The organism is Streptomyces sp. NPDC057486 (assembly GCF_042802415.1).
Lineage (GTDB): Bacteria > Actinomycetota > Actinomycetes > Streptomycetales > Streptomycetaceae > Streptomyces > Streptomyces yanii.
In genome coordinates, this window is the sequence record NZ_JBHVEE010000042.1 from 43,707 (window position 1) to 68,916 (window position 25,210).

Consider the following 25,210-nt stretch of genomic DNA (forward strand, 5'->3'; position numbering starts at 1 on the left):
CGTCACCCTCCGGCCCCAGTCCGTTGTCAGTGGTCGGGTGCACGATGGGGGACATGGCCGGCTCTGCTCTCGATGCGTTCTCCCCCGCCACCCGCAGCTGGTTCGCGGGTGCCTTCACCGCGCCGACGTCCGCGCAGGAGGGCGCCTGGCGGGCGATCGGCGAGGGCTCGGACGTGCTGGTCGTCGCGCCCACCGGATCGGGCAAGACGCTCGCCGCGTTTCTCGCCGCGCTGGACCGGCTGGCAGCCGTTCCACCGCCCGCCGAGGCGAAGAAGCGCTGCCGCGTGCTGTACGTGTCGCCGCTCAAGGCCCTCGCGGTCGATGTGGAGCGCAACCTCCGCTCACCGCTGACCGGCATCCGCCAGGAATCGGTGCGCCTCGGCCTGCCCGAGCCCGACGTGCGGGTGGGTATCCGGTCGGGCGACACCCCGCCCGCCGAGCGCCGCTCCATGGCGACCCGCCCGCCGGACATCCTGATCACCACCCCCGAGTCGCTGTTCCTGATGCTGACGTCGTCGGCGCGCGAGGCCCTGTCGGGGATCGAGACGGTGATTCTGGACGAGGTGCACGCCGTCGCCGGTACGAAGCGGGGCGCCCATCTCGCTGTATCGCTGGAGCGCCTCGACGAGCTGCTGCCGCGTCCCGCGCGGCGGATCGGCCTGTCGGCGACGGTCCGTCCGGTCGACGAGGTGGCGCGGTTCCTCTCCCCGCAGCGGAAGGTGGAGATCGTCCAGCCGCCGTCCACCAAACAGTTCGATCTGTCGGTGGTCGTGCCGGTGGAGGACCTGGGCGAGCTCGGCGGTTCCCCCGCCACGGACCCGGACCAGGCGGGTCAGGCGGACAAGCCGTCGATCTGGCCGCATGTCGAGGAGCGGATCGCCGATCTCGTCCAGGCGCACCGCTCCACCATCGTCTTCGCCAACTCCCGCCGTCTCGCGGAGCGGTTGTGCAACCGGCTCAACGAGATCGCATACGAGCGGGTCACCGGCGAGACGATGCCGGAGGCCCACTCCCCCGCCGAGATCATGGCCGAGTCCGGTGCGGCGAAGGGCGCCCCCGCGCTGCTCGCCCGTGCCCACCACGGTTCGGTCTCCAAGGAGCAGCGCGCCCAGGTCGAGGAGGACCTCAAGGCGGGCCGGCTGCCCGCCGTGGTCGCCACCTCCAGCCTGGAGCTGGGCATCGACATGGGTGCGGTCGACCTGGTGGTCCAGGTGGAGTCGCCGCCGTCGGTCGCCTCCGGGCTGCAGCGGGTCGGCCGTGCCGGCCACCAGGTCGGAGCGGTCTCCACCGGAGTGGTGTTCCCGAAGTACCGCGGGGATCTGGTGCAGGCGGCGGTGGTCACCGAGCGGATGCGCACCGGCTCGATCGAGGCGCTCCGGATCCCGTCGAACCCGCTGGACGTGCTGGCCCAGCAGCTGGTGGCCATGGTCGCCCTGGACACCTGGCAGGTGGACGACCTGCTGGCCGTGACCCGCCGCGCGGCCCCCTTCGCCTCGCTCCCGGAGTCGGCGTTCACGGCCGTGCTGGACATGCTGGCGGGCCGCTATCCGTCCGATGCCTTCGCCGAGCTGCGTCCGCGCGTGGTGTGGGACCGCGTCGCCGGCACGGTCACGGGCCGCCCCGGCGCCCAGCGGCTCGCCGTCACCTCCGGCGGCACGATCCCCGACCGCGGGCTCTTCGGGGTCTTCCTCGCCGGGGCCGACCCCAAGAAGGGCGGCGGCCGGGTCGGCGAGCTGGACGAGGAGATGGTGTACGAGTCCCGGGTCGGCGATGTCTTCACCCTGGGCACCACCTCCTGGCGGATCGAGGACATCACCCGCGACCGGGTCCTGGTGTCGCCCGCCCCGGGCGTTCCGGGACGGCTGCCGTTCTGGAAGGGCGACCAGCTGGGCCGCCCGCTGGAGCTCGGTCGCGCGCTGGGCGCTTTCCTCCGCGAGATCGGCGGCCTGTCGCCCGAGGACGCCAGATCGCGGCTGCTCGCCGCCGGTCTCGACACCTGGGCCGCCGACAACGTCCTGTCGTACATCGACGAGCAGCGCGCCGCCTGCGGCCATGTCCCCGACGACCGGACCATCCTCGTCGAGCGCTTCCGTGACGAGCTGGGCGACTGGCGGGTCGTCGTGCACTCCCCCTTCGGCGCGCAGGTCCACGCCCCCTGGGCGCTGGCTCTGAGTGCGCGTCTCGCCGAGCGGTACGGCATGGATGCCCAGGTGATGCATGCCGACGACGGCATCGTGCTACGGCTCCCCGACGCCGACATGATGGGCCTGGACCTCCTGGATTTCGATCCGTCCGAGGAACCGGTCCGGGAACCGGCTGCCCCGTTGGCCGCGGCATACGACAGCGACCAGCCTCCGGTCGGCGCCGCCGATGTCGCCTTCGACCAGGGCGAGATCAACCAGATCGTCACCGACCAGGTCGGCGGATCGGCCCTGTTCGCCTCCCGCTTCCGCGAGTGCGCGGCGCGCGCCCTGCTGCTGCCCCGTCGCAGCCCCGGCAAGCGCACCCCGCTCTGGCAGCAGCGCCAGCGTGCCGCCCAGCTCCTCCAGGTGGCCTCCGAGTTCGGCTCCTTCCCGATCGTTCTCGAAGCGGTCCGCGAATGCCTTCAGGACGTCTTCGACGTCCCCGGACTCGTGGAACTGATGGGCGACCTCGAAGCACGCCGCGTCCGCCTGGTCGAGGTGACCACCCAGGAGCCCTCGCCCTTCGCGCGCTCGCTCCTCTTCGGCTACGTCGCACAGTTCCTGTACGAGGGCGACTCGCCGCTGGCCGAGCGGCGGGCGGCCGCGCTCTCGCTGGACTCCCATCTCCTCGCCGAGCTTCTCGGCCAGGCGGAACTGCGCGAGCTGCTCGACGCCGAGGTGCTGGGCGAGCTGCAGCAGGAGCTCCAGTGGCTCACCGAGGACCGCCGGATCAAGGACATCGAAGGCGTCGCCGATCTACTGCGCGTCCTCGGCCCGCTCACCGAGGCCGAGTTGGCCGAGCGCGGCGCCGAGCAGCCTTGGGCCGCCGAGCTCGCCTCGGCCCGCCGGGCCATCCGGGTCCGGATCGGCGGAGCCGACCACTGGGCGGCGATCGAGGACGCCGGCCGGTTGCGGGACGCGCTGGGCACGGCCCTTCCGGTCGGCGTCCCGGAGGCGTTCACCGAGCCGGTGAAGGACCCGCTCGGCGACCTCCTCACCCGCTACGCCCGCACGCACGGTCCTTTCACCTCCACCCAGGCGGCTGCCCGCTTCGGTCTCGGCACCGCCGTCACGGACGGCGCGCTGCAGCGGCTTGCCGCCTCCGGCCGGATTGTGCAGGGCGAGTTCCACCCCGCCGGCATCGGCCAGGAGTGGTGTGACGCCGCGGTGCTGCGCCGGCTCCGCCGCCGCTCGCTCGCCGCCCTGCGCCAGGAGCTGGAGCCGGTCCCGCCCGCCGCACTCGCCGGCTTCCTTCCGCAGTGGCAGCATCTCGGGAACAACAGCCTGCGAGGAATCGACGGACTGGCCCGCGCCATCGAGCAGTTGCAGGGTGCGCCGGTCCCCGCGTCGGCGCTGGAGAAGCTGATCCTGCCGGGACGCGTCACGGGATATGCCCCCGCCCTGCTCGACGAACTCACCACCACCGGCGAGGTGATCTGGGCCGGTGCGGGTGCGCTTCCGGGCAAGGACGGCTGGCTGTCCCTCTATCTCGCCGACAGCGCGCCCCTGCTCCTCCCACCTCCGCACCCTCTCGAACTCAGCGCGCTGCACGAATCCGTCCTCACCGCACTGACCGGCGGATACGGGCTGTTCTTCCGGCAGATCGCCGATCAGGTACGCGCCACCACGCACCCGGACTGCACCGATCCGCAACTCGCCGACGCTCTCTGGGACCTGACCTGGTCCGGCCGGCTGACCAACGACACGCTGGCCCCGCTGCGCTCGCTCCTCGGCTCCGGACGCACGGCGGGATCGACGGCCCACCGCGCCAGGCGAAGCGTCCCGCGCGGCCGTTACGGCTCGCTCACCGCCACGTCCCGCCCCGCGTCGCGCACCGGTCCGCCCACCGTCTCGGGCCGCTGGTCCCTGCTCCCCGGAACCGAGCCCGATCCCACGCACCGCGCCCACGCCCTGGCCCGCACCCTCCTCGACCGGCACGGTGTGGTGACCCGAGGCGCGGTCCAGGCCGAGGGCGTCGAGGGCGGCTTTGCCGCGACGTATCGCATCCTTGCCGCCTTCGAGGACAACGGGCAGGCCCGCCGCGGCTATGTCGTCGAGGGGCTGGGGGCGGCCCAGTTCGCGATGGACGGTGCGGTCGACCGGCTCCGTGCGGTCTCCACCGCCCGCGACCGCGCGGAACCGGGTTCGGCGCCCCGCGCCCTGGTTCTCGCGGCCGCCGATCCGGCCAACGCGTACGGCGCGGCCCTGGCCTGGCCCGAACCGCCGGACGGCGCCGGACACAGACCGGGACGCAAGGCAGGTGCCCTGGTCGTCCTGGTCGACGGCGAACTGACGCTGTACATGGAGCGCGGCGGCAAGACGCTGCTCGCTTGGCCGACCGACCCGGAGGACCCCGCGCTCCGGGCGGCGGCCGAGGCGCTGGCCGGTGCGGCGCGCGCGGGGGCGCTCGGCACGGTCACGGTGGAGCGGACCAACGGCGCCTCGTCCCTGACCTCGCCACTGGGCCGCACGCTGGAGACGGCCGGATTCCACGCCACTCCAAGAGGCCTCCGACTGCGCGCGTGACCCCGCGGCGCACCTCGGCCCGCACAGCGCCGCACGCACCCCCGATTCCCGCCCGCATGCCCGCCCCGCACCGCGCATCATGGAGGTATGCCCGAAGGAGATACCGTCCTGCAGACCGCCGCGCGTCTGCACAGCGTGCTGGCCGGTCAGGCCCTCACCCACTCCGACCTGCGCGTCCCCCGCTTCGCCACCGCGGACCTCACGGGCCGGACCGTTGTCGACGTCACCCCGCGCGGCAAGCATCTCCTCACCCGGATCGAGGGTGGCCTCACCCTGCACAGCCATCTGGGGATGGACGGCGCCTGGCGCCTCTACACTCCGGGCGAGCGCTGGCGCGGCGGCCCGGCCCACCAGATCCGCGCGGTCCTCTCCACCGCCCACCACACCGCGGTCGGCTACCGGCTCCCCGTTCTCGAACTCCTCCGCACAGCCGACGAGGAGAAGGCGGTCGGCCACCTCGGGCCCGATCTGCTGGGCCCCGGCTGGGACCCCGACACCGCCCTGCGCAACCTGCTGGCCGACCCCGGCCGCCCCCTCGGCGAAGCCCTCCTCGACCAGCGCAACCTGGCCGGCATCGGCAACATCTACAAGGCCGAGCTCTGCTTCCTCGCGCGTGCCACCCCCTGGCTCCCCGTCGGTGAGCTGCCCGCCTCCACCGCCGCCCGTCTGGTCACCACGGCCAAGCAGCTCCTCGAAGCCAATCGCAACCGCACGGTCCGCACGACCACCCGAGCACAACCCAACGGCTACGGCCCCCGTGAGCGTCTCTGGGTCTACGGCAGGACACACCGCCCGTGTCTGCGCTGCGGCACCCCCATTCGCGCGACGGAACAGGACAACCGCCCCGCCTACTGGTGCCCTCGCTGCCAGTCAGGCCCCACACCATAGTTGACGCATCGTCAGATCCAGTCGTACGGTCCGGACATGCCTGTCACCGCGTACGACCTCACCGGCCGATCCGCGTTCGTCACCGGAGCGGCCGGCGGCATCGGCCGAGCCTGCGCCGTCCTGCTCGCGGAGGCGGGAGCCACCGTCCACTGCGCGGACCTCGACGAGAAGGGCCTCCTGGAGACCCAGGAGATGATCACTGCCGCGGGTGGCGAAGCCCACACCCATCCCCTCGATGTCACCGACCGCAGTCGACTCAGGAGCGCGGTCGCCGCAGCGGGTGAGGTCGACATCCTGGCCGCCGTCGCCGGAATCATGCATACGAGCAGCGTTCTGGAGACGGCTGACGAGGACCTCGACCGCGTCATGGCCGTCAATTTCAAGGGGGTTCTGTACGCCTGCCAGGAGATCGCCCGCAGCATGATCGGGCGCGGCGCACCCGGCTCGCTGATCACCATGGCCTCGGGCGCGGTCGACGCCTCAGGTCCGGGACTTCTCTGCTACAGCGCGGCCAAGGCGGCAGTCGTCCAGCTGACCAGGACCCTGGCGACCGAGCTGGGTCCTCAGGGCATCCGCGTCAATGCCGTCGCTCCCGGCTGGATCCGTACGCCGATGACCGCCCGCCACGACGCAGAGCAGCAGCACCGCGCCGAGGGTGCGATGGTACGGATATCCCCGCTCGGCCGGGTGGGTGAGCCCGAGGACGTCGCCCACACGGTCCTGCATCTCGCATCCGATGCTTCGGCCTTCATGACGGGTCAGATTCTCCGTCCGAACGGCGGCGTCGCCATGCCCTGGTAGTGCGCCATGCCGCCTCGACACCGCGCACCCCGGCCACGCACCACGCGCCCGCGGCGGCACCGACCGTCTCCGCACGGGCCCTGATCGTTCCCGTGGGCCGGACGCTCGCGGCCACATGGACGGGCAGAAGGCTGAGCCCCCATCCGCCCACCGTCACCGCGCCCTCGATCAGCCCGGCATGTTCCGGCTGAAGGACCAGCCGGAGCACGGCCCACCACCACACCCCGCCGAGAACGAGCGCGGGCACCCATCTCCGTACCATGGCTGCCTCCTCCGGCCGAACCTAGTCCGGCCCGATCGCCCAGCGGGAGGGCGCACCGGCGCAGTACCGGCGCGCATGTCCGGGGCGGACACCGTTACGCGCTCTCCTCCGTCTGGCTCGTCCAGTCGTGTTGCCGCAGGTTCACGGCCCGAGCTGCGCATGGAACAGCACCCCGGAACCGATACCGCTCAGGCACTGCGCGATCTCGGTGACCGTGGTGTTCCTCTCTGCAGTCTCGCCCGGGACCACCGGCGCCGCATCCAGAGCCTCCGGTACGGCCCCGGGGCCCCGGGGGGGAACGATCGCCGGGCCGCTCCGACTGCCCCGATGCGCGCCGCACCTCACGCTGCGTTCATGCACCGTCCACCTCTGTCGGCCGTACCGCGACTGCATCGACCACGAAGCAGAAGCCGGGCCGTGTCCCGGTGCCGAAGAGCACCTGATTCTACGAAGTGGATGAGCTGAAGCGGTGCTTCGGACACAGGGTTTCCTGAGACACACGCTTCGTTGACCGGCGCACGCATCCGTGACCCGCGCGCGAGTCCCTGGCGGCGGCGTCCGCACACACCGGAGCCCCGGCCGCCCCCGCGAAGGGGCCGGCCGGGGCTCTGGTTCACACCGGACCGCGCGGGTCAGGCGGCGACGACATCCACCGCTTCCGCGGGTGCCTTGATCGTCACCCGTCCCGTCGGCACACCTGCCACCGACGTCACGGAGACGGAATTGAGCATCGGGCGTACCGGCACTGGTACCGGATCGCTGGCTGCTGCCGACTCGGCCAGCTCAGCCAGCGACAGCTCGTCGCTCACTTCACGCATGAGCTCGGACATCCGTACGTCAAGCGCGTCGCAAATGGCGGAGAGCAGCTCGGAGGATGCCTCCTTCTGCCCCCGCTCCACCTCGGAGAGATAGCCGAGCGAGACTCGGGCGGACGAGGAGACTTCGCGCAGAGTACGGCCTTGGCGCTGGCGCTGCCGACGCAGCACGTCACCAAGCAGGCGACGGAGCAGAATCATCGGTGGCTCCCTCCTCGGACCGCGTAGCCGCATCCTTCACGCCCCACCGTACCGCCTCGCGCTGCGGCCGTGCGGGGAGCGATGTCGTGTTCACTCAGGGCTGCAAACATCAATTCCCCCCGTTCTGTTCCGTATCCTGTGCGCTCGCATTGTCGTCGAGTTCTCCGGAGAGCAGTTCAAGCAGGCTCCGTACGCTCTCTCTACGGATGTCCGCCCGGTCACCGTTCAACCGCAGAGCGGCCACTTTCTCCGCGCGGCCCGGCCCTGCCACGGCGACATAGACCGTTCCGACCGGCTTTCCGTCCTGTGCATCGGGTCCCGCGACGCCGGTGGTCGCCACTCCCCAGTCTGCACCGAGAATCCGTCGGACACCGATCGCCATCTGCCGGGCGACCTCAGGATCCACGGCACCGCGCGCTGCCAGCAGGGCCCCGTCCACGGCCAGCACATCCCGCTTCAGGGACGTCGCGTACGCCGTCACGGACCCGCGGAAGGAGCGCGAGGCACCGGGTACGGAGGTGAGCTCCGCCGCAACCAGGCCGCCGGTCAGCGACTCGGCGACGGCGAGGGTCTCCCCTCGCCGCAGGAGCTGCTGCAGCACCCGGGCCGCGGCAGTCACCGCTCGGCCTCCGCCGGGCCACGGACCCCGGACGCCTCGGCAGCCGCCGCTGCGGCCCGTTCGGCCGCCAGACCCTGGCGCCGCAGCACGACGGCCTGTCGCACGTAGTCGAGCCCGGTGACGACCGTCAGCACGACGGCCACCGCCATCACCCAGAAGCGCAGTGTGGCGAGCGGGCCGGTCAGTGCCAGGACGTACATCCCGACGGCTGTCCCCTGTGCCAGCGTCTTCATCTTCCCGCCGCGACTGGCCGGGATCACCGCATGCCGGATCACCCAGAACCGCATCAGCGTGATGCCGATCTCGCGGAAGAGGATCACTCCGGTGACCCACCACGGCAGATCACCGAGGTACGACAGGCAGATCAGCGCGGCCCCCATGATCGCCTTGTCGGCGATCGGGTCGGCGATCTTCCCGAAGTCGGTGACCAGGTTGTACGTACGCGCCAGATGACCGTCGAAGAGGTCGGTGATCATGGCGACGGCGAACGCCGCCCAGGCGAAGGACCGCCAGGCGGGGTCGTAGCCGCCGTTGTGAAGCAGCAGCACGACGAAACCCGGTACCAGCAGCAGGCGCGCCATGGTGAGGATATTGGCGATGTTCCACAGGCTGGCCTGGTTGACGGCCGCAGCGCCCAGCTTGCCGCCACGGACCGGCTTCGCGCCGGAACCGCCCGGCGCGGATGCCGGGACTCCCGTCATCTGGCTGCCTCCGCAAGCTCGGAACACTCAGCCACCAGGTCCACTCCTTCGGTGCCCACCACCTTTGCCTCGACCATACGGCCCGGTACGAGACCCTCGCGTGCTGTGAAGAGCACCTGGCCGTCCGTTTCGGGTGCCTGGTGCGCAGCACGCCCCACCGCGCGCGGCTCGTCCTCGGTGGGGTCGACGGACTCGACCAGCACCTGCAGGGACTCTCCGAGCCGCTCCTCGGCGCGCTGCGAGGTCAGCTCCTCGGCCAGCTGCGAGATGTGCGCGAGCCGCTCAGCGATGACGTCGGGGTCCAGCTTGTTGTCGTAACCGACGGCCTCGGTTCCCTCCTCGTCGGAGTAACCGAAGACGCCGATCGCGTCGAGCCGCGCGCCCGTGAGGAAGCGTTCCAGCTCGGCGAGGTCCGCCTCGGTCTCCCCGGGGAATCCCACGATGAAGTTCGACCGTGCACCGGCCTGCGGCGCCTTGCTCCGGATGGTCTCCAGGAGCTCCAGGAAGCGGTCGGTGTCGCCGAAGCGGCGCATCGCCCGCAGCACAGCGGGGGCGGAATGCTGGAAGGACAGGTCGAAGTACGGGGCGACCTTCGGCGTCGAGGTCAGTACGTCGATCAGACCGGGCCGCATCTCGGCGGGCTGCAGGTAGCTGACCCGGATCCGCTCGATCCCGTCGACGTCGGCGAGATCCGGCAGCAGTGTCTCCAGCAGCCGGATGTCGCCGAGGTCCTTGCCGTACGAGGTGTTGTTCTCGGAGACCAGCATGACCTCCTTGACGCCCTGCTCGGCCAGCCAGCGGGTCTCCTGCAGCACGTCCGACGGGCGCCGCGAGATGAAGGAACCGCGGAAGGACGGAATGGCGCAGAACGAACAGCGGCGGTCGCAGCCGGAGGCGAGCTTCACCGAGGCGACCGGGCTGGTGCCCAGCCGGCGGCGCAGCGGGGCGCGCGGACCGGAGACCGGGGCAACCCCGTCGGGGAGGTCCGCGGGGGCCGGGCCGGCTTCCTGCGCGTGTCCGGGCAGCGCGACGGCGGCGTCCTGCCGCTCGGCCGGGCTGATCGGCAGCAGCTTGCGCCGGTCACGCGGGGTGTGGGAAGCGTGGATGCCCCCGTTGAGGATGGTCTGGAGGCGGTCGGAGATATCGGCGTAGTCGTCGAATCCGAGGACTCCGTCGGCTTCCGGCAGGGCTTCGGCAAGGTCCTTGCCGTAGCGCTCGGCCATGCAGCCGACGGCGACCACGGCCTGGGTCCGGCCGTGGTCCTTCAGATCGTTGGCTTCGAGGAGTGCGTCGACGGAGTCCTTCTTGGCGGCCTCGACGAACCCACAGGTGTTGACGACGGCGACATCCGCGTCGGAGGCATCCTCGACGAGCTCCCAGCCGTCCGCTGCCAAGCGGCCTGCGAGCTCCTCCGAGTCCACCTCGTTACGGGCGCAGCCAAGAGTGACAAGGGCGACGGTACGGCGTTCGGGCATGGGCTCAAGACTACTTTGTCCTGGCACTGGCCCCGCCGAGCAGGGTTCCCCTGTGACAGCGAGTAACAACGCGTCGAGCGCCCGGCCGGACGGCCGGGCGCTCGTGTCACAACGTGCTGACGGTCAGCCGACCTCGGGGTCGCCCTTCGTGTACGTGAGCCGTTCGACCTGACCCGGCTGGAACTTGTCCTCGACCTTCTTGCCGTTGACGAAGAGCTCGATCGAGCCGGCGTCGCCGAGGACGAGGTCGACGCGCTCCTTGTCCTGGAAGGTCTTGGACTGGCCCTTCTGCAGCAGACCGTCGAAGAGCATCCGCCCGTTGTGGTCCTTGGCGGAGATCCAGCTCTTGCCCTGAGTGGCGCTGAGCTTGACCGTCACCTTGTCCCGCGGGGCTGCCGCGATGGCGCTGTCGGAGGGTGCGGGCTTGGGGTCGGTGGACTTGGTGGGCTTGGGCTTGGGGCTGGTCGTGTTGGGCGTCGAGCCCTCGGCGACCCGGGTGGTCGTATCGCTGTCGTCGCCACCCTTGAGGAAGGTGAAGCCGACGAAGCCGATGACCACGACGATCGCCGCGACCATGGCCGCGGTCCAGTTGGGTCGACGGGGATCGGAACGGATCCGTTCGGCTTCGAACAGCGGCGCCGCCGGTGTGGGCGCGGGACGGCCGCCGTGCTCGCCGTCGTACTGCGAAACCAGTGGTTCCGGATCGATGCCGACGGCACGCGCCAACGTACCGATATGACCGCGGGCGTACACGTCGCCGCCACAGCGGGTGAAGTCGTCCTCTTCGATCGCGTGCACGATGGGAATGCGCACCCGGGTGGACGAGCTGACCTCTTCGACCGTGAGACCTGCGGCGATTCGAGCCTGCTGGAGCACTCGACCGATCGAAGGCCGGTCGTCTTCGGGGGAGTTGCCGATGGACACGGGGGCGCCTTTCGAGCGTGAGCCACCTGCTGGGTGTTCAGTCTAGGGGTGGTACGAAAGGGTGGGGCAACCGGGAGAGAGGACTTTGTACGCCATCAGATTCGAACACTGTCCTATTTGCCGGACCGCCCCGTGGAAGTACATTCTGCTGTCCCTCCAGTCAAATTGACGTACGACCCGACGAAACGGTTGCTCTTCCCACCCTTACGAAGCGGTTTCCCCGCGGATCTGGGCCAACACCCCGTCCAACTCGTCGGGTTTCACCAGGACGTCGCGCGCTTTGGACCCCTCGCTCGGTCCGACGATGTTGCGCGACTCCATCAGGTCCATCAGCCGGCCTGCCTTGGCGAAGCCGACCCGCAGCTTCCGCTGGAGCATCGAGGTGGACCCGAACTGGGTGGAGACGACCAGTTCGGCTGCCTGGCAGAGCAGATCGAGGTCGTCGCCGATGTCCTCGTCGATCTCCTTCTTCTTGGCGGAGCCGACCACCACGTCCTCGCGGAAGACCGGCGCCATCTGATCCTTGCAGTGCTGGACGATGGCCGCGACCTCGCCCTCGGTGACGAAGGCGCCCTGCATGCGGGTGGGCTTGTTGGCACCCATCGGCAGGAACAGTCCGTCACCCTTTCCGATGAGCTTCTCGGCGCCGGGTTGGTCCAGGATCACGCGGCTGTCCGCGAGCGACGAGGTGGCGAAGGCGAGCCGGGAGGGCACGTTCGCCTTGATCAGACCGGTGACGACGTCGACCGAGGGCCGCTGGGTCGCGAGCACCAAGTGGATACCGGCGGCGCGCGCCAACTGGGTGATGCGGACGATGGCATCCTCGACGTCACGTGGAGCGACCATCATCAGGTCGGCGAGCTCGTCGACGATGACCAGGAGATACGGATACGGCGAGAGCTCACGCTCGCTGCCTTCCGGCGGCTTGACCTTGCCGTTGCGCACGGCCTGGTTGAAGTCGTCGATGTGCCGGTAACCGAACGCGGCGAGGTCGTCGTACCGGAGGTCCATCTCCCGTACGACCCATTGCAGAGCCTCGGCGGCGCGCTTCGGGTTGGTGATGATCGGCGTGATCAGGTGCGGGATGCCCTCGTACGCGGTCAGTTCGACGCGCTTGGGGTCGACCAGCACCATCCGCACGTCGTCCGGGGTCGCCCGCACCATGACCGACGTGATCAGACAGTTGATGCAGGACGACTTGCCGGAACCGGTCGCACCGGCCACCAGCACGTGCGGCATCTTCGCGAGGTTGGCCATGACATAGCCGCCCTCGACGTCCTTGCCGAGCGCGACCAGCATCGGGTGGTCGTCCTCGGCCGCGTCCGCGAGGCGCAGCACATCTCCGAGGTTGACCATCTCCCGGTCGGTGTTGGGGATCTCGATGCCGACGGCGGACTTCCCCGGGATCGGCGAGATGATCCGGACGTCGGGGCTGGCGACGGCGTACGCGATGTTCTTGGCCAGCGCGGTGATCCGCTCGACCTTCACGGCCGGGCCGAGCTCCACCTCGTACCGCGTCACCGTCGGTCCGCGGGTGAAACCGGTGACGGCGGCGTCGACCTTGAACTCGGTGAAGACGTTGGTCAGGGAGGCGACGATCGCGTCGTTGGCAGCACTCCGGGTCTTGCCCGGACCGCCGCGCTCCAGCAGGTCGAGCGAGGGCAGCGCGTACGTGATGTCGCCGGAGAGCTGCAACTGCTCGGCGCGGGCCGGCAGAGGCTGGGACTGCGACGGATCGGGGGCGGGCTTCGTCAGATCGGGTACGCCGGAGGTCACCGCGCCCTTCCCCGCCCCGGTGCCCGACTCGGCCTCACGGGCGCCGGGCACCGGGGTTCCCGAGCGCTCGCGGTCACGCTCGACGGAGACGCCCTGGGTGAGGTCGGCGACGATCGCCGAGGGCGGCATGCCGTTGAGCACCGCGCCGTCGAGCGCCGCGGCCGCGGCCGCGGCGACATCCACCGCGTCCATGGTGTGGTTCATCGCGGGTTGCACGGACGGCCTGCGCGGCCTGCGGCGCTTGGAGAGTGCCTCGGCCTCCGCCCGCTCGGGGGCGTACTCCTCGGGCGCCTCGGAACGGCGTACGGACGAGCGCCGCGAGCGGGCGGGAAGCGCCTCGCGCCACTGCTCGTCGTACCGCTCGTCGTCGCTCTCGCCCTCCGCCTCGGGGTCGTACACCGGGTCGACGATCCCCAGTTTGGAGCCGAGCAGCCGCAGCCGCTGCGGAATCGCGTTCACCGGGGTCGCGGTGACGACGAGCAGACCGAAGACGGTGAGGAGAAGGAGCAGCGGCACGGCGAGGACTTCGCCCATGGTGAAGACCAGCGGCTTGGAGGCGGCCCAGCCGATGAGTCCGCCGGCGTCCTGCATCGCCTCGGTGCCGTCCCCGCGGCCGGGCGAACCGCACGCGATGTGGACCTGTCCGAGCACGCCGATGACCAGGGCGGAGAGCCCGATGACGATGCGGCCGTTGGCCTCGGGCTTCTCGGGATAGAGGATCAGCCGTACGGCGATGGCGCCGAGAAGTATGGGTACGAGCAGATCGAGGCGTCCGAAGGCACCGGTGACGAGCATCTCGACGAGGTCGCCGACGGGCCCCCGGAGATTCGACCAGGTGCCCGCGGCCACGACCAGCGCCAGACCGAGCAGCAGCAGCGCGACGCCGTCCTTGCGGTGTGCGGGATCGAGTCCCTTCGCGCCGCGCCCTATACCGCGGAACATGGCGCCGACGGCGTGCGCCGCACCGAGCCAGACGGCGCGCGCCAGCCGGTACACACCCCCGGTGGGAGACGGCGCGGGCCTGGGCGCAGCCGCCTTCTTCGCCACCGCCTTCTTCGCCACCGCCTTCTTGGCCGGAGCCTTCTTCGCGGGTGCGCTCTTCTTCGCGGGCGCGGCTTTCTTCGCCGGGCCCCCGGTACGGCCGGGACGCTTCGCGGTGCCCGCCGTGCCCTGGGAACCCTTGCCGGACGTACGTGAGGCCATGGGGCCGAGGTTACCGGTGTTGGCCGCCGTGAACACGTGCCCCTCTTGGTTCACCCAACCGTGTCGCCCTGCAGAGGCCGGAAACTGACGTGCCCTCACCAGGGGCGGATCGAGCGGCCGTCCCCGAACCCGGTTCCCGGACGGGGGGTTCGGTGAACGGCGGCGTTACGACGGAAGCGCGGCCGTGCCGCTTCCGGTGCCGGGCTCCAGCGCATCGAGCGCACGCCGCAGTCCGGTCAGTTTCCGTTCGAGATGGGCCGCGGTGGCCACCGCGGCGGCGTCCGCCGACTCGTCGTCGAGTTGCTTGGAGAGCGCCTCCGCCTGCTCCTCGACGGCCGCGAGGCGCGCCGAGAGCTCGGCCAGCAGTCCGGCGGGCTCCTTCTCCTGTTCGGCGCCGGGGTGACCGCCACCCTCCAGCTGCAGCCGCAACAGCGCCGCCTGCTCACGCAACTGGCAGTTCTTCATGTACAGCTCGACGAAGACCGAGACCTTGGCGCGCAGCACCCAGGGGTCGAACGGCTTCGAGATGTAGTCCACCGCGCCGGCCGCGTAACCCCGGAAGGTGTGATGCGGACCGTGGTTGATCGCGGTGAGGAAGATGATCGGGATGTCCCGGGTCCGCTCCCGCCGCTTGATGTGCGCGGCGGTCTCGAAACCGTCCATGCCCGGCATCTGGACGTCCAGCAGAATGACCGCGAAATCGTCCGTGAGCAGCGCTTTGAGCGCTTCCTCCCCTGACGATGCCCGTACCAGCGTCTGATCGAGCGCAGAGAGGATGGCCTCCAGCGCCAGCAGATTCTCCGGCCGGTCATCGACCAGGAGGATCTTGGCCTTCTGCACCATGGCCCGTCCTCCTCGCCCCGGAATTGCACCGGGCGCCGCCCCAGGGGACGACTCCCTTACGCCGTCCGTCCTTGTGCCGGTCATGGTAGCCGCACCCCGCCCGTCACCACACCCTGTCACCGCGATGTCACTGTGCACGTACCAAAAACGCGGTGGGAGACCAGAAGGTTCCCCGCCCACCGCGTTCTCACACCCCTTCGAGCACAGTCGATCAGGAACTTATCGGGATTCGCTCCAGAGGCGATCACTCTCCGCGCATCCACTGCTCCATCACGGAGAGCAGATGATCAGGATCGGCAGGCTTGGTGACATAGTCGGAAGCACCCGAGTCGATCGCCTTCTCCCGGTCGCCCTTCATCGCCTTGGCGGTCAGCGCGATGATGGGCAGCCCGGCGAACTGCGGCATCCTGCGGATCGCCGTCGTCGTCGCGTAACCGTCCATCTCCGGCATCATGATGTCCATCAGCACGACCGTCACATCGTCGTGCTGTTCCAGGACTTCAATGCCTTCGCGCCCGTTCTCCGCATACAGCACCGAGAGCCCGTGCTGCTCCAGCACGCTGGTGAGCGCGAAGACGTTACGGATGTCGTCGTCGACGATGAGGACCTTCTCGCCGTTGAACCGGAAGACCCTGCGGACCTCGGGCTCCTCCTGGCCGGACTGGGTCAGCAACTCCCGAGCCGGTGCGGCCGGCTCGGTGTGCCCGGTGCTCCTGGGCGGCAGCGCCGTCCGCCGCTCCGCTCCGCCGAGCGCCTTGCGGCGCCGCCGGAACAGCCCCGCGGAACCGGCTCCGTCGTGCAGCGCCGTCCCCGAACCCGCCTCCGGGACCATGCCGCTCGGGGCCACCGCGCCGTGCGCCTCGACGGAACCGGGGCCGATCTGCGGGTAGCCCTGCGGCGGCAGCTCGCTGAGGTGCAGCGGCAGATACAGCGTGAAGGTCGAGCCGCGGCCCGGCTCGCTCGACGCATGGATCTCGCCACCCAGCAGCCGCGCGATCTCCCGGCTGATGGACAGCCCGAGCCCCGTACCGCCGTACTTGCGACTGGTCGTACCGTCCGCCTGCTTGAACGCCTCGAAGATCACCAGCATCTTGCTGGACGCGATCCCGATCCCGGTGTCGGTGACCGAGAACGCGATCAGATCGGCGTCCGCGTCGCGCAGCGAACCGGCTTCCAGGAGCTGCTCCCGGATGGCGTTCGGCACATCCGCGCCGGCAGGCCGGATCACCAGCTCGACGGCGCCGCTGTCGGTGAACTTCACCGCGTTGGAAAGGAGGTTCCGCAGCACCTGGAGGAGCCGCTGCTCGTCCGTGTGCAGCGTGGCGGGGAGCTCCGGCGACACCCGTACGGAGAAGTCGAGCCCCTTCTCGGCGGTGAGCGGCCGGAAGGTCGCCTCCACGTAGTCGACCAGCTGGACCAGTGCGATCCGGGTCGGACTGACATCCATCTTGCCCGCCTCGACCTTCGACAGATCGAGGATGTCGTTGATCAACTGCAGCAGGTCGGAACCTGCGCCGTGGATGGTCTCGGCGAACTCCACCTGCTTCGGGGAGAGATTTCCCTCGGCGTTGTCCGCGAGCAGCTTGGCGAGGATGAGCAGCGAGTTGAGCGGCGTGCGCAGCTCGTGCGACATGTTCGCCAGGAACTCGGACTTGTAGCGCATGGAGACCGCGAGCTGCTCGGCCCGCTCCTCCAGGACCTGCCGCGCCTCCTCGATCTCGGTGTTCTTCACCTCGATGTCGCGGTTCTGCTGGGCCAGCAGTTCGGCCTTCTCCTCCAGTTCGGCGTTGGATGCCTGGAGCGCCTTCTGCCGGTTCTCCAGCTCCTCCGAGCGGTCGCGCAGCTGCTCGGTCAGCTCCTGCGACTGCTCCAGGAGCTTCTCCGTCTTGGTGTTGACGCTGATCGTGTTGACGCTGGTCGCGATCATCTCGGCGAGCTGGTTGAGGAAGTCCCGCTGGATGTGGGTGAACGGCTGGAACGAGGCCAGTTCGATCACACCGAGGACCTGCCCCTCGAAGAGCACCGGCAGCACGATCACATGCGCCGGCGGTGCCTCGCCCAGGCCCGAGGAGATCTTCAGATAGCCCGGCGGCACGTTGTCCACCTGGATCGTCCGCTTCTCCTCCGCCGCCGTGCCGATGAGCGTTTCGCCGGGCCGGAAGGACGTCGGCATCGAGCCCGCGGAGTAGCCGTAGCTGCCCCGCATGCGGAGTACGTACGCACCCTCCCGGTCCGCGTCCGCCACCACCGCGTCGGTGTCACCGGTGGGCATGGCCAGGAAGAACGCCCCGTGCTGCGCCGAGACGACCGGGGTCAGCTCGCTCATGATCAGCGAGGCGACGTCGTCGAGATCACGGCGTCCCTGCATCAGACCGGAGATCCGGGCGAGGTTGCCCTTGAGCCAGTCCTGCTCCTTGTTGGTGGCCGTGGTGTCGCGCAGGTTGGCGATCATCGTGTTGATGTTGTCCTGCAGGGCCTGGATCTCACCGGCCGCGTCCACATCGATCTTGAGGTTGAGATCGCCACGGGTCACCGCGGTGGCGACAGCCGCGATGGCCCGCACCTGACGGGTCAGGTTCCCGGCCATCTCGTTGACGGACTCGGTGAGATCGCGCCAGGTTCCGTCGACGTCCCGGACCCGCGCCTGACCGCCCAACTGACCCTCGGTGCCCACCTCACGGGCCACCCGGGTCACCTGCTCGGCGAAGGACGACAGCTGGTCGACCATCGTGTTGATGGTGTTCTTCAGCTCCTGGATCTCACCGCGCGCGTCGATGTCGATCTTCTTGGTCAGATCGCCCTTGGCGATGGCGGTGGTGACCGTGGCGATCTGGCGCACCTGACCGGTCAGGTTGGACGCCATCGAGTTCACCGACTCGGTGAGGTCCTTCCACGTACCGGAGACGCCCGGCACCCGCGCCTGACCGCCCAGCTCGCCCTCGGTACCCACCTCGCGGGCGACTCGCGTCACCTCGTCGGCGAACGAGGACAGCGTCGTCACCATCGTGTTGACGGTGTCGGCGAGCTCGGCGACCTCGCCGCGCGCCTCGACGGTGACCTTCTTGGTCAGATCGCCGTTGGCGACCGCGGACGAGACCCGGGAGATGTTCCGCACCTGGCTGGTCAGGTTGTTGGCCATCAGGTTGACGTTGTCGCTGAGGTCCTTCCAGATGCCGGTCGCCCCGCGCACCCGCGCCTGACCGCCCAGGATGCCCTCGGTACCCACCTCGCGGGCGACTCGCGTCACCTCGTCGGCGAAGTTGAGCAGCTGGTCGACCATCGTGTTGACGGTCGTCACCAGTTCGAGGATCTCGCCCTTGGCGTCGACGGTGATCTTCTTGGAGAGATCGCCCTTGGCGACCGCGGTGGTGACCTCGGCGATGTTGCGGACCTGCAAGGTCAGGTTGTTCGCCATGCCGTTGACGGACTGGGTGAGGTCCTTCCACGTACCGGACACGCCCTGCACCTCGGCCTGGCCGCCCAGGATGCCTTCCGTACCCACCTCACGGGCGACCCGGGTCACCTGCTCGGCGAAGTTCGAGAGCTGGTCCACCATCGTGTTGAGGGTGTTCTTCAGTTCGAGGATCTCGCCGCGGGCGTCCACGTCGATCTTCTGCGACAGGTCACCGCGCGCCACCGCGGTGGCGACCTGTGCGATGTTACGGACCTGAGCGGTGAGGTTCCCCGCCATGCCGTTCACCGAGTCGGTCAGATCGCGCCACACCCCGGCCACGCCGGGGACCTGCGCCTGGCCGCCGAGCCGCCCGTCGGTGCCCACCTCGCGGGCGACCCGGGTCACCTGCTCGGCGAAGGCGGAGAGCTGGTCCACCATCGTGTTGATGGTGTTCTTCAGTTCGAGGATCTCGCCGCGGGCGTCCACGTCGATCTTCTGCGACAGATCGCCCCGGGCGACCGCCGTGGTCACCTGCGCGATCTGACGCACCTGGGAGGTCAGGTTCCCGGCCATGAAGTTGACGGAGTCGGTGAGCTCCTTCCAGGTACCGGAGACGCCGTCGACCCGCGCCTGACCGCCGAGGCGGCCCTCCGTGCCCACGTCCCGCGCCATCCGGGTCACCTGGTCGGCGAAGGACGACAGCTGCGCCACCATCGTGTTGACGGTGTTCTTCAGCTCCAGCATCTCGCCGGCCACATCCACGGTGACCTTCTGCGACAGATCGCCGTTCGCGACCGCGGTCGTCACCTGCGCGATGTCCCGCACCTGGCCCGTCAGGTTCCGGAACGCCGTGTTCACCGAGTCGGTGAGGTCCTTCCACGTACCCGCCGCACCCGGCACCTCGGCCTGTCCGCCCAGCCGGCCCTCGACACCGACCTCCCGGGCGACCCGGGTCACTTCCGAACCGAAGGACTGGAGCTGGTCCACCATCGTGTTGACGGTGTTCTTCAGCTCCAGCATCTCGCCGGCCACATCCACGGTGACCTTCTGCGTCATGTCACCGCTGGCCACCGCCGTGGTCACCTGCGCGATGTCCCGCACCTGCGTCGTCAGGTTCCGGAAGACCGTGTTCACCGAGTCGGTGAGGTCCTTCCAGGTGCCCGCCGCACCCGGCACCTGCGCCTGACCGCCGAGCAGACCCTCGCCACCGACCTCGCTGGCCACCCGCGTCACTTCGTCCGCGAAGGTCCGCAGCGTCTCGGTCATCTGGTTGATCGTCTCGGCCAGCTGCGCCACCTCGCCGCGGGCGCTCACGGTGACCTTCTGCGACAGGTCGCCACTGGCGACCGCCGTCGTCACCTCGGCGATCCCACGCACCTGCGAGGTGAGGTTCCCGGCCATCGTGTTGACGGAGTCGGTGAGGTCCTTCCACACGCCGGCCACACCGGGCACCGTCGCCTGCCCGCCGAGTTCACCCTCCGTGCCCACCTCACGGGCGACCCGAGTCACCTCGGAGGAGAACGAGGACAGCTGGTCGACCATCGTGTTGACGGTGTTCTTCAGCTGCAGCATCTCGCCGGCCACATGGACGGTGACCTTCCGCGACAGATCACCCTTGGCGACCGCCGTCGTCACCAGGGCGATGTCCCGCACCTGCGCGGTCAGCCGGTACGCCATGGTGTTGACGGAGTCCGTGAGGTCCTTCCAGGAACCGGACATTCCGCGCACCTGGGCCTGTCCGCCCAGCTTGCCCTCGGTACCCACCTCGACCGCGACCCGCGTCACCTGCTCGGTGAAAGCCGCCAGTTGGTCGACCAGGTTGTTGACCGTACGGGCCACCTTCAGGAACTCGCCGCGCAGCGGTCGCACGGTCTCGTCGGCCGTGTGCGACCGGAGCTCCATCCGCTGTTCCAGATCACCGTCGGCCACCGCCGACAGCACCCGCCCGACCTCCGAGACCGGTCGCGCCAGGTCGTCGACCAGTTCGTTCGAGGCATCGATGGCCGCGGCCCAGGAGCCCTCGCAGGCCCCGGTCTCCAGGCGCTCGGTGAGCTTCCCCTCGCGCCCGACCACGCGACGTACCCGGGCCAGCTCGCCGGTGAGGTGGAGATTGCGGTCGGCGACCTCGTTGAAGACCGCCGAGATCTCCGCCAGCGGCCCCTCGCCCGAGACGGTCAGACGCCTGCGGAAATTCCCGTCGCGCATTGCCACCAGGCCGGCCAGCAGTCTGTTGAGCGCCGCGGCGTCCACTTCGATGGTTCCATTGCGCTGTTTCTTCACGGACTGTCCGCCTTTTGTGCGCGTTTCTGATCCCCGCGCCGCCACGCCAGACTCCACCGTGTCCCTCCCGCAGGGGTTGACCGTATCGCTCGGGCCTTGCCTGGGATCTTGCCCAGTTCCACATTGGCTCACCGCCACAGTCCACCGTCGACGGGTGACCATGCGGACGTCAAATCGTTGAAAGCTACCAGGCCGGAACTGATCGAGGTGGAACCTCCAACGGTTGTCCCGCATCCCTCCGTTGGGAAGACCACACTTGTCCGACCGGACACCGTTTCCTGGTCGCGCTTGCCCGAAGTCGGCCCTCGTGTACCCGATACCGAGAGCGAGCGTCTAGCCTGGCAAGCGAATCGAAGCGGCGAGAAACGGGCACAGGACTCGGGGAAGCGACGAGACACCAAATGGGGAGTGCTGTGATCACCGCGCGCGCGGCTGCCACCTTCGACCCGGTGGGGCGCTCCGTCGCGACCGCCCGCGCCTTTGTCCGTGACACCCTGCAGGGGTGGGGGTACACCGACATCGTCGACGACGCGGTCGTCCTCACCAGCGAGCTCGTGACCAATGCCGTGGTGCACGCAGGCACCGCCGCCGACGTGCTCTGCCTGCGTACGGAACACGGCGTCCGGGTCGAGGTCTCCGATCACTACCCGGAGCGGGAGATCCCGCTCCAGAGCACCGGACTCGACTTCGGCAGCCCCGATCGTGAGGGCGGCCGCGGTCTGCTGCTCTGCGCGGCACTCGCTTCCCGGTGGGGTGTCGAGTACACCCCGGCGCACAAACAGGTCTGGTTCCAGCTCGATCTTCCCGAGCGCCCGGTGGGCATCCGTTCCGCCGGCCCCCTGCTCCCCACCGACCTCCTCCCGGTCGCGGACGAGCGCGTCCGGGTCGCCGTCGTACAGATCGACCACTCCGGTTCCATCGCCGGGTGGAACGACGACGCCGCGTTCCTCTTCGGGCACACCGCGGAACAGGTCACCGGCAAACAGTTCACCGACTTCACCGCCTGGCCGCAGACCCCCGGCACCAGCACCGGAATCGCCGACGCGCTCCAGCTCTCCCGCTGGGAAGGCAGTTACGGCATCCGGGGCGCCGACGGCCGCACCATCCCCGTGTACGCCTCCCACCTCAGAGTCCGCGACACCCAGGGCGAACCGTCCACGGTCTGTCTTCTGGTCCGCGACCACGAACGTGCCGTACTCCAGTCACCGGTGCGCACCCCGGTCACCGACGCAGGCTCCGAGAGCCGTAAGACGGACCCCTTCGAGGTGTTCATCGGCTCCCCCGCCCCCGACGACCTCGACGGGCTGCTCCAGCGCACCGTCGAACGGGCCCGCGACATGCTCGACGCGGATTCGGCCTTTCTGCTGCTGGCCACCGATGACGAGACCGAGCTGGAGGTCCGGGCCACGACCGGCCTCCCCTCCGCCCGTCAGCGCTTCGCCCGCGTCCCCGTGGAAGCAGGCACGGGTCGGTACGGATCCGCCCGGATGCCGGCCGTGCACGAAGACCTCACGGTCGTCCCCGGCGCCGTGCCGCTGCTCAGCGACACCGGTATGCGCTCCGTCGTGACCGTCCCGCTGAAGGTCGAAGGACGCCTCACGGGGTCGCTGGGCGTCGCGGCGGAATCGCCCGGCCGGTATACCAACGAGGAGGCCCTGCGCCTCCAGTTCGCCGCGGACCGTATCGCTCTCGCCGTCGAATCGGCCCGCCTCGGCGAACTGGAACGGCTCCGCCGCGGATCGCTGTCCTTCCTCGTCGAGGCGTCCGACCTCCTCGCCGGCACCCTCGACCGGGACCAGACCCTTGCCCTGATGGCCCAGATGACGGTCCCCACCCTGGCCACCTGGTGCGCCGTCTACACGATCGCCGACCAGTCCTCGGAGCCGTACCTCTCGTACGTGCTCCATGAGGACGAGGAACTCATCGACGGTCTCAAGGCCCTGCTCTCCAAGATCTCCCCGCCGGACCCCGTGCCGACCCCTGGCGCCCGCGTCTGGGCCGCCCCCTCCAAGGCGGCCCACGAGGCGGCCCTACGCACCTCCATGCGCAGTCTCGGCCGCGACCACCCCGACGACCTCGGCTCCGGCATGCGTACGACTCTGGCCACCGCGGCTGCGGTGGGTGGCGAGACAGTGGTCCTCCCTCTCGTCGCCCGCAACCGTGTCATCGGCATGCTCACGCTCGGCAAGCCGTCCGACGACCACTTCCGTCAAGAGATCCTCGAACTCGCCGAGGACCTGTCCCGCCGCGCCGCGCTCGCACTCGACAACGCCCGCCTCTACTCGGAGCGCATGGCGATCAGCCAGTCCCTCCAGCGCAGCCTGCTGCCCCCGGGCCTGCCCGACGTCCCCAATGTCGAGATCGAGGTCATCTACCGGGCGGCGGGCGAGGGCAACGAGGTCGGTGGCGACTTCTACGACGTCTTCCCGATCCGCGACGGCGCCTACGGTTTCGCCATCGGCGACGTCTGCGGTACGGGCCCGGAGGCCGCTGCCGTCACAGGACTGGCGCGCCACGCCCTGCGTCTGCTTGCCCGCGAGGGCTTCGGCGGTCCCGCCGTCCTGGAGCGCCTCAACGCCGCGATCCTCGACGAGGGCTCACGCAGCCGTTTCCTCACCCTGCTCTACGGGGAGTTGTGGCCGCAGGAGGACGGCAGCGCCCTGTTGAAAGTGGTGTGCGCCGGGCATCCCCTCCCCCTGCGGCTGCGCCAGGACGGCACGGTCGAGGCCGCGGCCGAACCGCAGCCGCTGCTGGGCGTCATCGAGGACCTCGAACTGTACGAACAGACCGTCACCCTCGACCCGGGCGACGTCCTGCTGTGCGTGACGGACGGCGTCACGGAACGCCGCGAGGGCACCCGCATGCTCGGCGACGACGGTCTGGCCGATGTGCTCACAGGATGTACGGGCCTGACGGCCGGGGCGGTGGCGGGCCGTGTCCTGCGGGCCGTGGAACGCTTCGCCGCCGATCCCGCCTCCGACGACATGGCCATCCTGGCCATGCGTGTCCCTGAACCGCCCGCCGTCTGACTGCGCTTCATCGGTGGGTCGCCTCTGACAGACTCCGGATCATGACCTCAGAGACAATCACCGCGGATACCGCAGGCACGTGGCAGCTCGGCGACCTGACCGTCAACCGTCTCGGTTTCGGGGCAATGCGCCTGACCGGCAGCGCCGCCTTCGACCTCGGTACGCCGAGCAACCGTGAGCAGTCGATCGGGGTGCTCCGGCGCGCGATGGAGCTCGGTGTGAACCACATCGACACCGCAGCGTTCTATTTCTCGTCGCTGCGCTCAGCCAACGAGCTGATCAACCGGGCACTTGCGCCGTATCCCAAGGACCTGGTCATCACCACCAAGGTCGGCCCGGTCCGGGACCCGTCGGGCGCATGGCAGCCCCACGCCCGGCCGGAGGAGTTGCGCGGTCAGGTGGAGGAGAACCTGCGCCAGCTGGGCCGCGACCACCTCGATGTGGTCAACCTCCGTCTCATGGGCCAGGATTCGGTCGCCGAGCACTTCGGCGCCCTGGCCGAGCTCCGCGAGGCCGGCCTCATCCGCCACCTCGGTATCTCCAACATCAACAGCGAACACCTCGCCGAGGCACAGTCCGTGGCCCCGGTGGTCTGCGTGCAGAACCGCTACGGCCTCCAGTCCAGGGACACGGACTCCGACGTCATCCTGCGGCTGTGCGGAGAGCAAGGCATCGCCTTCGTGCCCTTCTTCGCCATCGCAGGCGAAGGCCGCGAGCAGGGGGCCAGTGCCGCCGACTGGAGCGGCGACGAGGTGTTGCACACCATTGCCCGCGTGCACAGCGCGACGGTCGCACAGGTCCACCTGGCCTGGACCCTGCAACAGGGCCCGCACGTACTTGCCATACCTGGGACGGGCAATCCCGACCATCTCGTGGAGAACGTGGCCGCGGCAGCACTGCGTCTTTCAGCAGACGAACTGGCTCGCCTCGATTCGTTCCATGGGTAAAGCGAAAGGCCCCCACCGATGGTGGGGGCCTTTCGCTTCGACTGAGCCCCAATACGGAATCGAACCGTAGACCTTCTCCTTACCATGGAGACGCTCTACCGACTGAGCTATTGGGGCCTGCTGCCCTGCGGCAACGAGATAGAGCATACCCCGAACTCCGGGAAATACATAACCACGCGCGGCAACGTCCGAAACACCAACCAGCCACGTGGAGCAGCGGGCACTACCGGGACGCCACGACGGCCGGTCCCGTGAACGCAGAAAAGCCCCGCACCAGAGGTGCGGGGCTTTCCCGGAATAATTGTTCGGCGGCGTCCTACTCTCCCACAGGGTCCCCCCTGCA

14 protein-coding genes and 1 tRNA gene are annotated in these 25,210 nt (G+C 69.6%); 5 read left to right on the plus strand and 10 right to left on the minus strand.

Going from position 1 to position 25,210, the window contains the following annotated elements; genetic code table 11:
* Positions 1 to 53: 53 nt before the first annotated feature.
* From ACFU6I_RS20775 to ACFU6I_RS20785, 3 genes are all read left to right on the plus strand, one after another.
* Entirely contained in the window at positions 54 to 4,709 is a 4,656-nt protein-coding gene (locus ACFU6I_RS20775; RefSeq protein WP_384368697.1) for a DEAD/DEAH box helicase, read from the plus strand.
* Positions 4,710 to 4,796: 87 nt separating this feature from the next.
* A complete protein-coding gene (locus ACFU6I_RS20780) occupies positions 4,797 to 5,597 on the plus strand; it encodes a DNA-formamidopyrimidine glycosylase family protein (protein ID WP_384368700.1) in 801 nt (266 codons plus the stop codon).
* 36 nt (positions 5,598 to 5,633) lie between these two features.
* A complete protein-coding gene (locus ACFU6I_RS20785) occupies positions 5,634 to 6,398 on the plus strand; it encodes an SDR family NAD(P)-dependent oxidoreductase (RefSeq protein WP_384368704.1) in 765 nt (254 codons plus the stop codon).
* Here ACFU6I_RS20785 and ACFU6I_RS20790 read toward each other — a convergent pair.
* The 9 genes from ACFU6I_RS20790 to ACFU6I_RS20830 all read right to left on the minus strand — a co-directional run bounded on the left by ACFU6I_RS20790 (position 6,346) and on the right by ACFU6I_RS20830 (position 20,891).
* Positions 6,346 to 6,660, minus strand: a complete 315-nt coding sequence (locus ACFU6I_RS20790; protein WP_384368707.1) for a hypothetical protein — start codon at positions 6,658 to 6,660, stop codon at positions 6,346 to 6,348. The genes ACFU6I_RS20785 and ACFU6I_RS20790 overlap by 53 nt on opposite strands.
* Positions 6,661 to 7,292: 632 nt before the next feature.
* Positions 7,293 to 7,676 (minus strand): helix-turn-helix domain-containing protein, encoded by a 384-nt coding sequence (locus ACFU6I_RS20795; RefSeq protein ID WP_018105285.1) that lies wholly within the window; start codon positions 7,674 to 7,676, stop codon positions 7,293 to 7,295.
* A 109-nt stretch (positions 7,677 to 7,785) separates the two neighbouring features.
* A complete protein-coding gene (locus ACFU6I_RS20800; protein WP_384368710.1) occupies positions 7,786 to 8,295 on the minus strand; it encodes a CinA family protein in 510 nt (169 codons plus the stop codon).
* Complete coding sequence (gene pgsA / locus ACFU6I_RS20805; RefSeq protein ID WP_345514398.1) at positions 8,292 to 8,996, minus strand: CDP-diacylglycerol--glycerol-3-phosphate 3-phosphatidyltransferase; 705 nt, start codon at positions 8,994 to 8,996, stop codon at positions 8,292 to 8,294. The genes ACFU6I_RS20800 and pgsA overlap by 4 nt, the downstream gene beginning before the upstream one ends.
* Positions 8,993 to 10,471, minus strand: coding sequence for a 30S ribosomal protein S12 methylthiotransferase RimO (rimO, locus tag ACFU6I_RS20810; RefSeq protein WP_384368713.1), 1,479 nt, complete (start codon positions 10,469 to 10,471; stop codon positions 8,993 to 8,995). Before rimO ends, pgsA begins: the two co-directional genes overlap by 4 nt.
* Positions 10,472 to 10,594: 123 nt before the next feature.
* Positions 10,595 to 11,395 carry a helix-turn-helix domain-containing protein gene (locus ACFU6I_RS20815; protein WP_384368715.1) on the minus strand — a complete coding sequence of 267 codons (801 nt, stop codon included), beginning with the start codon at positions 11,393 to 11,395 and terminating at the stop codon, positions 10,595 to 10,597.
* A 204-nt stretch (positions 11,396 to 11,599) separates the two neighbouring features.
* Positions 11,600 to 14,374, minus strand: coding sequence for a DNA translocase FtsK (locus ACFU6I_RS20820; protein WP_384368718.1), 2,775 nt, complete (start codon positions 14,372 to 14,374; stop codon positions 11,600 to 11,602).
* 165 nt (positions 14,375 to 14,539) lie between these two features.
* Positions 14,540 to 15,217 (minus strand): response regulator, encoded by a 678-nt coding sequence (locus ACFU6I_RS20825; RefSeq protein ID WP_327244045.1) that lies wholly within the window; start codon positions 15,215 to 15,217, stop codon positions 14,540 to 14,542.
* A gap of 244 nt (positions 15,218 to 15,461) precedes the next feature.
* Positions 15,462 to 20,891, minus strand: a complete 5,430-nt coding sequence (locus ACFU6I_RS20830) for a HAMP domain-containing protein (RefSeq protein WP_384368722.1) — start codon at positions 20,889 to 20,891, stop codon at positions 15,462 to 15,464.
* Positions 20,892 to 21,292: 401 nt separating this feature from the next.
* Here ACFU6I_RS20830 and ACFU6I_RS20835 point away from each other — a divergent pair, with 401 nt between their 5' ends.
* Both ACFU6I_RS20835 and ACFU6I_RS20840 read left to right on the plus strand, forming a co-directional pair.
* A complete protein-coding gene (locus ACFU6I_RS20835) occupies positions 21,293 to 23,920 on the plus strand; it encodes a SpoIIE family protein phosphatase (protein WP_384368725.1) in 2,628 nt (875 codons plus the stop codon).
* Between the two features lie 41 nt (positions 23,921 to 23,961).
* Positions 23,962 to 24,867, plus strand: a complete 906-nt coding sequence (locus tag ACFU6I_RS20840) for an oxidoreductase (protein WP_384368728.1) — start codon at positions 23,962 to 23,964, stop codon at positions 24,865 to 24,867.
* 44 nt (positions 24,868 to 24,911) lie between these two features.
* Here ACFU6I_RS20840 and ACFU6I_RS20845 read toward each other — a convergent pair.
* Positions 24,912 to 24,984, minus strand: a tRNA-Thr gene (locus tag ACFU6I_RS20845).
* Positions 24,985 to 25,210: the final 226 nt, after the last annotated feature.